This window comes from Gemmatimonas sp. (assembly GCF_044376735.1).
Lineage (GTDB): Bacteria > Gemmatimonadota > Gemmatimonadetes > Gemmatimonadales > Gemmatimonadaceae > Gemmatimonas.
Genome location: NZ_JBILKJ010000097.1, coordinates 1 through 10,301, shown reverse-complemented (window position 1 = coordinate 10,301; position 10,301 = coordinate 1). Strand labels below are relative to the sequence as shown.

General features: G+C 65.9%; 10 protein-coding genes and 2 pseudogenes. 11 read left to right on the top strand and 1 reads right to left on the bottom strand.

Features of this window, described 5'->3' with window-relative positions:
- On the top strand, positions 1–899 hold an 899-nt coding region (locus tag ACIRA7_RS12000; RefSeq protein WP_396221080.1), incomplete at its 5' end, for a nitrogenase component 1.
- 72 nt (positions 900–971) lie between these two features.
- On the opposite strand, the gene bchO is transcribed toward ACIRA7_RS12000, so the two are convergent.
- A complete protein-coding gene (bchO, locus tag ACIRA7_RS11995; protein WP_396221079.1) occupies positions 972–1,853 on the bottom strand; it encodes an alpha/beta fold hydrolase BchO in 882 nt (293 codons plus the stop codon).
- A gap of 183 nt (positions 1,854–2,036) precedes the next feature.
- Here bchO and ACIRA7_RS11990 point away from each other — a divergent pair, with 183 nt between their 5' ends.
- From ACIRA7_RS11990 to ACIRA7_RS11945, 10 genes and pseudogenes are all read left to right on the top strand, one after another.
- Positions 2,037–2,180, top strand: a complete 144-nt coding sequence (locus ACIRA7_RS11990) for a light-harvesting protein (RefSeq protein ID WP_396221078.1) — start codon at positions 2,037–2,039, stop codon at positions 2,178–2,180.
- A gap of 44 nt (positions 2,181–2,224) precedes the next feature.
- The gene (locus ACIRA7_RS11985; RefSeq protein WP_396221077.1) at positions 2,225–2,395 is read left to right on the top strand and encodes a light-harvesting protein; all 171 of its coding nucleotides are present in this window, start codon (positions 2,225–2,227) and stop codon (positions 2,393–2,395) included.
- 9 nt (positions 2,396–2,404) lie between these two features.
- Positions 2,405–2,620, top strand: a complete 216-nt coding sequence (pufA, locus tag ACIRA7_RS11980) for a light-harvesting antenna LH1, alpha subunit (RefSeq protein ID WP_396221076.1) — start codon at positions 2,405–2,407, stop codon at positions 2,618–2,620.
- 105 nt (positions 2,621–2,725) lie between these two features.
- Positions 2,726–3,550 carry a photosynthetic reaction center subunit L gene (gene pufL / locus ACIRA7_RS11975; RefSeq protein ID WP_396221075.1) on the top strand — a complete coding sequence of 275 codons (825 nt, stop codon included), beginning with the start codon at positions 2,726–2,728 and terminating at the stop codon, positions 3,548–3,550.
- Between the two features lie 14 nt (positions 3,551–3,564).
- A pseudogene (pufM, locus tag ACIRA7_RS11970) lies at positions 3,565–4,485 on the top strand (photosynthetic reaction center subunit M); the annotation flags it as partial.
- 260 nt (positions 4,486–4,745) lie between these two features.
- Positions 4,746–5,870 carry a photosynthetic reaction center cytochrome PufC gene (pufC, locus tag ACIRA7_RS11965; RefSeq protein ID WP_396221074.1) on the top strand — a complete coding sequence of 375 codons (1,125 nt, stop codon included), beginning with the start codon at positions 4,746–4,748 and terminating at the stop codon, positions 5,868–5,870.
- A gap of 213 nt (positions 5,871–6,083) precedes the next feature.
- Positions 6,084–6,725 (top strand): VWA domain-containing protein, encoded by a 642-nt coding sequence (locus tag ACIRA7_RS11960; protein ID WP_396221073.1) that lies wholly within the window; start codon positions 6,084–6,086, stop codon positions 6,723–6,725.
- Positions 6,722–7,762, top strand: a complete 1,041-nt coding sequence (locus tag ACIRA7_RS11955; protein WP_396221072.1) for a PP2C family serine/threonine-protein phosphatase — start codon at positions 6,722–6,724, stop codon at positions 7,760–7,762. The genes ACIRA7_RS11960 and ACIRA7_RS11955 overlap by 4 nt, the downstream gene beginning before the upstream one ends.
- The gene (locus tag ACIRA7_RS11950; protein WP_396221071.1) at positions 7,738–9,171 is read left to right on the top strand and encodes a lipopolysaccharide kinase InaA family protein; all 1,434 of its coding nucleotides are present in this window, start codon (positions 7,738–7,740) and stop codon (positions 9,169–9,171) included. The genes ACIRA7_RS11955 and ACIRA7_RS11950 overlap by 25 nt, the downstream gene beginning before the upstream one ends.
- Before the next feature lie 8 nt (positions 9,172–9,179).
- Positions 9,180–10,301 (top strand): annotated as a pseudogene (locus tag ACIRA7_RS11945) (hypothetical protein); the annotation flags it as partial.

The window sequence follows — 10,301 nt, the reverse complement described above, 5'->3', positions numbered from 1 at the left end:
GCGCCGACGTGAACATGGTGTTCCCCATGGGCAGCCACCTGGAAGAGGTGCCGCGACTGGTGGATGCCGACGTGAACGTCTGCATGTATCGCGAATTCGGCCGCATGCTGTGCGAAGCGCTCGACCGCCCGTATCTGCAGGCGCCGATCGGCCTGCACAGCACGACGAAATTCTTGCGCACCCTGGGCGAGATGCTGGGGCTCGACCCCGAGCCGTTCATCGAAAAAGAGAAGCACACCACGATCAAGCCGCTGTGGGACCTGTGGCGCAGCGTCACGCAGGACTTCTTCGGCACGGCCAGCTTCGCGATCGTGGCGAATGAAACCTATGCCCGTGGCGTGCGCCATTTCCTGGAGACGGAGATGGGACTCCCCTGCACCTTCGCGTTTTCGCGCCGCCCAGGCGTGAAGCCCGACAATCAGGCGGTCCGCGAAGCGATTCGCGCCACGCCACCGCTGATCATGTTCGGGAGCTACAACGAGCGGATGTATCTGGCGGAAATGGGTGCACGCTCGATGTACATCCCGGCGTCGTTCCCGGGGGCGATCATCCGTCGCCATCTGGGCACGCCGTTCATGGGCTATTCCGGCGCGACGTACCTCATTCAGGAAGTGTGCAACCAGCTGTTCGATGCGCTGTTTCACATCCTGCCGCTGGGTACGGACATGGACAAAATCGACGCCACGCCGGCGCGCATGCACAAGGAGCTACCGTGGGACGACGAGGCCAAGAGTACGTTCGATGAAATCGTGGAGACGTACCCCATCCTGATCCGCATCAGCGCCGCCAAACGCCTGCGCGATCTATCGGAGAAGGACGCCCGCGAACTCGGCGACGGCACGGTCACTCGCGACCACGTGCTGGCCTCACGTCGTGGACTTGCCGGCGCCACGGCGTAACGCGCGCCCAGCCGCACGGCCGGCGTCACCACGAGCAACGCCACCGGATCACGTCTCCGGTGGCGTTGTTCATTACGGCCCCTCGATCCGGGCGAGCACCTCGTCGGGATGCTCCTCGGGGAGGAGATGCCCGCCCGGCACGTCGACCAGGGTTGCCGCGGGGAGCCGTCGAGCGGCGCGCCGAAGCGCGGGGAGCGGCACCCAGCGATCGGCCCGCCCCGCGAGCAGCGTGAGGGGAGTGCACAGGGTGGCCGCTTCCCGCATCAAGGCGGGCAGATCCCAGCGGGACATCATGGACAGCGCGGCGTGCACATGGTCGGGCTGCCGACAGAGCCACTCGTAGCGAGCGAGTTGCGGCGCCGTGAGGGGGGATCCCGCGCTCTGGAGCATCAGGCGGACGAGCGGCGTGCGTTGCGCGGCCCACGCACCGCTGGCGGCGACAGCATCCGACTCGACGACGGCCGCGAGCACCGGGGCGAGCAGTTGGACATACCAAGTCGGCGGGGCCACGATCGCGGGACACACCCCAAGAAGGTGCTGTGGCACGATGTCCCGCTGCAGGGCGAGTTGCATCAGCACGGGCATGCCGGCCGAGTGGCCCACGGCGAACCGGGGAAGCACGTCGAGGTGCCGCAGCAGTGCGGCCACGGCCGTGGCCATCTCCGCGAGGGCGAACGGCTGATGCGCGCGGGCCGCCGGGTCGGCGGCCTGCGTGAAGCCGTGTCCGGGGAGGTCGATGGCCACCACCCGATACCGGCGCGCCAGCGAGGCGGTGCACGCCGCCCAGGAGTGGGTGGATCCGCCGGTGCCGTGCAGCAGGAGGACCGTCGGCCCGTCCCCCTGTTGCTGCACATGCCACCGCACGGCACCGACCGTGTGGAAGGACGAGTAGGCGCGATCGGGCCACTGTTCGGGCAGGCGATCGAGAGGCGACGGGGCCGGATTCCATGTCATGGGAGGCGATTACGGCGACGAGTCAGAAAAAAACGGGGATTGGTGTAAATTTTCCTTGACGCTGCTGACTGTCAGGCACAGTTTACACCCGTCTTCAAGAGGTTCCTGCCGTCTCCCGATCGGGGGACGACTCCCCAGCCGCGCGGGACGAGCGCGGCAGCTCGAAAACACTCGGAGGTTTCGATGTCGATGTACGAGAAGAGCGGTGGAATGACGGAGGAGGAAGCGATCCGCTTCAACAAGTACTGGATCGCGGGCACGGGCGTGTGGGTGATGGGCGCGGTCATGGCGCACCTGTTGGCGTGGTCGTGGCGTCCCTGGTTCTAGGCTTCGCCGGACCTTCCCTTTCAACAGCGTTTTAGGAGACCAACATGTATCGCATTTGGATCGGGCTGGATCCACACCTGATTATGGGCGGCATCGGCTCGTTCATCGCGGGCGCGGTGTTGTTCATGCACTTGTGGGCGTACAGCCAGTTCAATTGGCCCGCTTCGCTCAAGGCTACATACGCGAATACGGCTGCACCTGCCGCCACCCGTTAAGGAGCTGTCATGCATCGTATTTGGCTGATGTATGACCCGCGTCGAGTGATGGTTGCCGTCGCCGGCTTTGTAGGCGCACTCGCGTTCGTCATTCATTTCATCCTGCTTAGTTCGCAGCGCTACTCGTGGATCGAGAACGGGACGCTGTCCGCCGTGCAGGCACCCGTTGGAGCTTCGGCTCCGGCGATGGCGGCAGAAATGTCGCCGCTCCCGCCCGGCCGGTAACTCTTCGCGCGTCCACGCCGGAGTGGCGATTCGCACGTGTCGGTGCGAAGCCATCTCCGGCCGACGCCAGCCTTAGCCCTCGACGCTCGCTTGGAGAAATCGCCCATGGCGATGCTCAGTTTTGAGAAGAAGTACCGTGTACGCGGTGGGACGCTGATCGGCGGAGATCTGTTCGATTTCTGGTTCGGTCCGTTTTACGTAGGGTTTTTCGGCGTCTCGGCCATCTTCTTTATCGTCCTTGGCACGGTGCTTTGTGTCTGGGGCGCAGCCATGGGTCCGACGTGGAACCTGTGGCAGATCTCTATTGCGCCGCCTGACCTGAAGTATGGTCTGGGCTTCGCTCCGCTCCGCGAAGGCGGACTCTGGCAGATCATCACGATGTGTGCGATCGGTGCGTTCGGTAGCTGGGCGCTCCGTCAGGCCGAGATCAGCCGGAAGCTCGGAATGGGCATGCACATCCCGTTTGCGTTCGGGGCTGCCATCCTCGCGTACGTGACCCTGGTGGTGATTCGGCCGGTGTTACTCGGCGCCTGGGGACACGGCTTCCCGTACGGCATCTTCTCCCATCTCGATTGGGTGTCGAACGTCGGGTATCAGTACCTGCACTTCCACTACAATCCGGCGCACATGATCGCCGTGACGTTCTTCTTCACCAACTGCCTCGCCTTGGCGATGCACGGGTCACTGATTCTGTCGGTGACGAATCCGAAGAAGGGCACGCCGGTGGGTACGAGCGAAACCGAGAACGTGTTTTTCCGCGATCTCCTCGGGTACTCGATCGGCGCGATTGGCATTCATCGCCTTGGACTGTTCCTGGCGATGGGCGCGGCGATTTGGAGCGCCATCTGTATCGTGATCTCAGGCCCCTTCTGGTCGTCGGGGTGGCCGGAGTGGTGGGGCTGGTGGCTTAATCTTCCGATTTGGCGCTGAGGAGAATCGACCTGATGCTTGAGTACCAGAATCTCTTCACGCGCGTCCAAGTCCGCACCGTCCCCGAGGCGGGCATCCCGATCGAGGATTCGCCGGGCGGACGCTTGGGCACGGGGACCTTCTCGTATCTCGCCGGCAAGTTCGGCGATGCGCAGATCGGCCCGGTCTACTTGGGAACCGCCGGCACGTTCTCGCTGCTCTTCGGATTCCTCGCCTTCGAGATCATCGGCCTCAATATGTGGGCCTCCGTGGGCTGGGATCCGGTCGAATTCATTCGACAGCTGCCGTGGCTCGCCCTTGAGCCGCCGCCACCGCAGTATGGGCTGCACGTTCCGCCGCTGCAGCAAGGTGGCTGGTATCTGATGGCCGGCTTCTTCTTGACGGTCAGCATTCTGCTCTGGTGGCTGCGCGTGTACCGTCGGGCCACGGCGTTGAACATGGGCACGCATCTGCCCTGGGCGTTCGGCTCGGCCATCTTCCTGTACTCCACGTTCTTCTTCCAGCCGCTGCTGGTTGGCAGCTGGAGTGAGATGGTGCCATTCGGCCTCTTCCCACACCTCGACTGGACGTCGGCGTTTTCGATTCGCTACGGGAACCTGTACTACAATCCGTTCCACGCGCTCTCGATCGCCTTCCTCTATGGCAGCGCGGTGCTCTTCGCCATGCACGGGGCGACGATCCTGGCGGTCGCCCGCTTGGGCGGCGAACGCGAGATTGAGCAGATCACCGACCGAGGCACGGCCGCCGAGCGCTCCATGCTGTTCTGGCGCTGGACGATGGGGTTCAACGCGACGATGGAGTCGATCCATCGGTGGGCCTGGTGGTTTGCGGTGCTCACCACGTTTACCGGCGGCATTGGCATCCTGCTGACGGGCACCGTGGTGGACAATTGGTATCTCTGGGGTGTGAAGCACGGTCTGGTCTCGCCCTATCCGGCGCAGAACACGCTCACGGTCGAACAGCAGGAACTGCTGCGTGGCCGGTATCAGGGAACCGCACCGGACTCCTTCCCCACGTACGTGGCACCGCAACCCGCGATGATGCTCGACTCGACGGCTCTGATGACGCCCGCCGATTCCCTGCCGGTGGACTCGACCCGAGTGGACTCGCTCGCCACGCCGGCGGCTGCCTCGCCGGCAGCAGTCGGTCCCGCTACCGCGAAGCCGCCCGCCGCTCCTGCTGGAGGAAAGTCACCGTGAGTTTCCTGACACCCACGCGCCGCCGCCTCGTCGCGGCGGCCATCCCCCTGGCAATGCTGTCGCTGGGGGCGTGCGGCGATGCCCGAACGGACTCGGTTCAAGTCGGGTACCGCGGGACGGCCATGGAGCAGAACTACGACCACGGCGATCTCAAGGCGAAGTTCGCGCAGGTGAAGATCCCCACGCCGCTCCCCCCTGCGGGCGCGTCGCCGCCGGGGCCGCTCCCATGGCAGAATGTGCAGGTGCTGAACGACATCTCGGTCGGTGAATTCAACCGCACCATGGTGGCGATGAGCACGTGGGTGGCTGGCACCGGCAACTGCGCCTACTGCCACAACATCGCCAATCTCGCGTCCGACACGCTGCCGAACGGCAAGCCGCTGTACACGAAGCTCGTCGCCCGTCGCATGCTGCAGATGACCCGCCAGATCAACGGCCAGTACTCACAGCACGTGAAGAACACCGGCGTGACCTGCTACACCTGTCACATGGGCAAGCCGTTGCCGAACGGCCTCTGGTTCTACTCGACCCAGACGGACTATCTGCGGCACTATCTCGATCGCGACGGCGCTCGGGTCATCACGCAGCAGTTGACACCGACGAACATGAACAGAAGCTCGGTGAAGCAGACCGAGTGGACGTACTCGCTGATGATGTCCCAGTCCCGCTCGTTGGGCGTGAACTGCACCTACTGCCACAACAGCCGGCAGTTCGCCAGCTGGAAGGAAGCGCCGCCGGCTCGCGTCACCGCGTATCACGGCATCCTCATGCTGCGCGACGTGAATCAGAACTACCTGTCGCCACTGCAGCCGGTCTACCCGGCGGTGCGGTTGGGCGCCCAGGGCGATGCCCCGAAGGCGCAGTGCGTGACCTGTCACAACGGCGCCTACAAGCCGCTGTACGGCGCACAGATGGTGAAGCACTACCCGGCGCTGTGGGGTCGGGCAGAATGGAACGGTGTGCCCTTCCAAGGGTTGGGGACACCAGCTGACGCACCGACGGCGACCGACAGCACGGCCAAGCCGGCGACGTCGGTTCAGCCGACGGTCAAGGCGACGAGTAGTGCCACCCCGGCAACCCGTGCCACCACGGTGGGTACTGGCAACATGAATCAGCCGTAGCCTCGCGGCGATTGGACCTGCGCATCGGGCTCTTGCCCACCGCGCAACCCGCCCCGTAATGCCACCTCGGCATTGCGGGGTTTCGCGTCAACCCACCCGGCCGGCCGGAAACCCACGACCGCAGGGGCGAAACCGCCACGCGCGGCGTGGCGTTGATCCTGCGACCGCCGGAGCACCGGGCTCCCTGCCCCTCGCCTTCCCATCACGACACCGATGTCTACCCGTCGCCTTCCCGTTTACATCCTCGCCGACGTCTCAGGGTCAATGCAGGGGACTCCCATCGAGTCGGTGAAGTCCGGCATTCGCCAGTTGCATCGCGATTTGCTGGGGGATCCCCAGTCCATCGAGAGCGCCTATCTGTCCGTGCTCACGTTCAGCAACGACGCACAGCAACTCGTCCCACTCACTGAAGTCGCCATGTTCAATCCGCCGGAGCTTTCGGCGAGCGGAACGACCAACTTCGGCGCCGGGTTGCGCCTCCTGCTGGACTCGTTCGAGCGCGAGCTGGTCCGAACGACCGCCGAGCAGAAGGGGGACTGGAGACCACTCGTGTTCATTCTCTCGGACGGCGCCCCCACCGACGCCGAGTGGCCGATGTACGCGCAACAGCTTCGGGAACGACGGCCGGCCAACATCATCGCGGTCGCCTGCGGTGATCAAGCCGATGTCGAAGCGCTCAAGCAGGTCACCGAGATCGTGATCAAGATGCAGGACATGTCGCCGGACGCGTTCAAGGCCTTCTTCCGATTCGTGTCGGCGTCCATCAAGCAAACCAGCGCGAAAGTCGGCGCCGTGGCAGATGGAGGCGGCATTACCCTGCCGCCGCCGCCGCCCGGCATCACGATCGTTCCGTGAGCGACGAGCCAATCGCATCTCCCGAGATCGTCGCGACGCCAGCGCTTCCTCCTCGACCCGTGTGGGCCGTGGTCACGCCGTCCGTCCCCTGGTGTCCCGACGAGTGGCGTGAGCATCTCGAGGCGATCGCCCCGGGCATCAGCATCGGGCATGGCGCACCACAGCACGAGGAGGCCGTCGGCACACACGGGCGACGCAGCGGCTGGGAGCTGTTGGTCGCGTCGCGCCGCGGACGCTTGCATGCGCATCGCGGCGAGCATCGGGAGGATGCCGGCACCGTGCTCCTGTGCGAACACGGATGGTGCGCCGCTGTGGCCGACGGTGCGGGATCGGCGCCGTATAGCCGACTCGGTGCCGCGATCGCCGTGCACGTTGTCACAGACGCGCTCAGAGAGCTGCTGCAGGCCCCGGCGCCACGCGTCGACGGCGTGTTGCCGGCGAGCACGTTGCGCGCAGCGCTCCTGACCGCCGCCAGTGACGTACAGCGGGCCATGGAAGCGTTTGCCGAGCGGACGGGATGTGCCCCACGTGCGTTGCGCACCACGCTGTTGGTGGCCGCTCTGCATCACGACGCGATCGGTCTCCTGCAAGTCGGTGATGGCGGCATCGTGTGGTTGCACGACGACGGGCGGACGAGCCAACCAATGCAGGGCGACTCGGGGGAGTTCTCCGGCGAAGTCGCCCATTTCTTGCCGGACGCCGGCGCGTTGGCGCGACTGCAGCAATCGGTGTTGGTGCAGCCGGCCGCGGGATGCGCCGCCGTGCTGCTCGCGAGTGATGGCGTGGAGGATCCATGGTATCCCCTGCCGCGCCATGCGGCATCACTGTATCAGCAGTTGCAGCAGGGAGTATCGTCCGAGCACGCGACCGCCGCGGGCGTGTCGCCGGCGCACACCACGACGGTGCTGAACGCGCCGGATCCGGTGCGCGCGTTGGTCGAGTGGCTGTCATTCGAGAAGCGCGGCGAGAACGATGATCGGACGCTGTGCGTAGCCCGGAGAGTGGGGAGTGTATGGGCGCCGTTAGCTGCCGCCTGACTGACGGGCGCGTTCTCCAGCTGGAGGACGAGCCCGTTGGCACCGGCGCCGAGAAGCGTGTCTTCCTCACGAAGGACCGGCGCTACGCCGTCGGCTTCTACTACGGCAGCCTGCGCGATCGGCGCGAGCGCGTGGAACGCCTCACGCGCATCCTGACCACGTACAACCCCACGCTTGCCACCAACGGTGCCTATTGGGCGCCGTACTTCTGCTGGCCGGTGGGGATGGTGGACGGCGCGCAGAGCATCTCGCGCGATTTCGCCACGCGGCACCAATTGGTCTGGCCCGCCATCGGCGTCGTCACACCGACCTATCGCAAGAACTTCTACTTCACGGATCGATTCGGTCAGGCGCAGGAGAAGGAGGTGCGCTGGTTCACCGGCAGCAAGGCCTCCAAGTTCGTCCCGCAGGCGGAGAGCGGCTCGCTCTTGACCCGCCTGCAGATTGCCGTGCGCCTCACCCGGGCGGTGCGGCGGCTGCACATGGCCGGACTCGCCCATGCCGATTTGTCGAACAAGAACGTGCTCGTCGATCCGAAAGGCGGAGAGGCGTGCATCATCGACATTGATTCGCTGGTCGTCCCCGGGATCGCACCGCCGTCGGTGCTGGGAACCCCCGGCTACATCGCCCCGGAGGTCCTGGCGAACAAGGCACAGCCCTCGATCGCCACGGACAAACACGCACTCGCGGTGCTGCTGTACGAGTTGCTGTTCCAGCGTCATCCGTTGCAAGGCAAGCGCGTGAACAGCACGCGCTCCGCCGAGGAGGACGAGCAACTCTCGATGGGCGCGAAGGCGCTCTTCGTGGAGCACCCAACCGATCGGCGCAACCCCTCCGTGAAAGCCATCGAGGTGGCCTGCACGCGACTCGGACCCGCATTGGCACACTGCTTCACGCAAACCTTCGTGCACGGGCTCCATGCCCCGTCGCAGCGCGCCGACGCGGCCGAGTGGGAGGTCGCGCTGTACAAGACCATGCGCCATCTCTTCCCGCTGTCCTCCGGCAAGTGGACGATTCTCGGGAAGGGGTTACCGATGACGAGCTTGCGCGGCGACGAACGGGCCGCGGCCCCCGTGCTCGTGGCCGAGCTCCATCAGGACACCGGCGACAAAGTCGTTTCGGAGCAGGACAGCCTCGTGCTGTGGCATCATCTCACGTTGCACGATTGGCATGTGCAGGTCGGCGCGTTGCCTGATGACCGCGCCGATCGTACGGCGCGCGGCTACGTGGCCCAGCACCAGGGCAAGTGGTGGCTCGTGAACACCAGCGAAGTGCCCTGGTATATCGTGGACGGCGACACCGACGTGCTGGTCGGTCGAAATGCGTCGGTGGAATGCATCGTGGGTCGCCGTGTTCGGATTGGCAACGCGAGGCCCGCCCGCGTCCTCCGTTTCGACGCCCTGCGCTGAGTCCGGCGATGTCCGCGTCGACTGATGCCTTTGCGCGCGCGGCGACGGCGCTCGCGGATGCGTGGCGACGCGACGCGTCGCTGTTCCAGTCGTCGCCGACTCGGGTCGTCAACGAACTGCTGGACGCCTGTGGCAGCGATCACCGCCCGCTGGTGAATCTGTTGCTCTCCGTCGATGCCGCGTTTCGCGCGCGATTCACCATCGGATCCACGACCGACGCGTGGGAGATGCGTCGCGCGCCTCTCGTGCATCATCTGGTCGCCACGCGATACCTGCAACCCGACGTGGCACGATGGGTTGTGGACGCGTGGGGTGCAGCGTTGGGCGTCGGCCCTGCGACCGTGCCACGTCCGGCCCTGTCCCATGAGCTCGAGCCCGTCGACGGCTCGCGCCGCGCTTCGTTCGGCGCGGGCGCCTCGACGCGCGGCCACACCGCCGTATCTGCTGCGATATCGCCCCAGCCCACGCGAGGATCGAAAGTGGCGATGCCGACGCCGCGAACGGGCGGACGGACGCTGGCGACGACGCGCCCATCGGGGGTGACCGCGATCGCGACCGCTCGGCCGGTGCCGCGGTGGCGCAGCGCGGGGATTGGTGTCAGCCCCCTGCAGGCCGCGCAGGCACAGCGAACGGAGCGCATCTGGTTTGGTGTCATGGCTGCGACTGGCCTCCTGGTGTTCGCGGCGGGCGCGATCGGGATCGCGAATCGGAAGACGGAGGCCGCGACGGCCGCCGCGATCCTGCCGGTCGTGGCGCCCGCCGTGCGAGCGATCGATGGGCAATCCATGCTCCCGCTGCCGCCTGCCGATCCCCTGACGGCGCCGGTCGTTTCGACGAGTCCTGCGGAACCCGTACTGCCAGCCGCGCGAACGCCCACCGACTCGAAGACCATCGCCACGAACGCGGACGGAACACCGGACGACAGTGTATCTGCGGTGGCCACCGGTCTCCGCGGTGTGTACCGCGTGCAGCAGCGGATTCGCGTCGTCGACGGAAGCGCGAGCTGCGCAAGTATTGCGGCCGCCTTGGCGCCCGGCCGAACCAGTATCGAGCGCATTGAGCACCAACCTGGATCGCGCGAGTTTGCGCTGGCAACCCGCTCCGTTAAAGGAACGGTCGATGCAACCGGC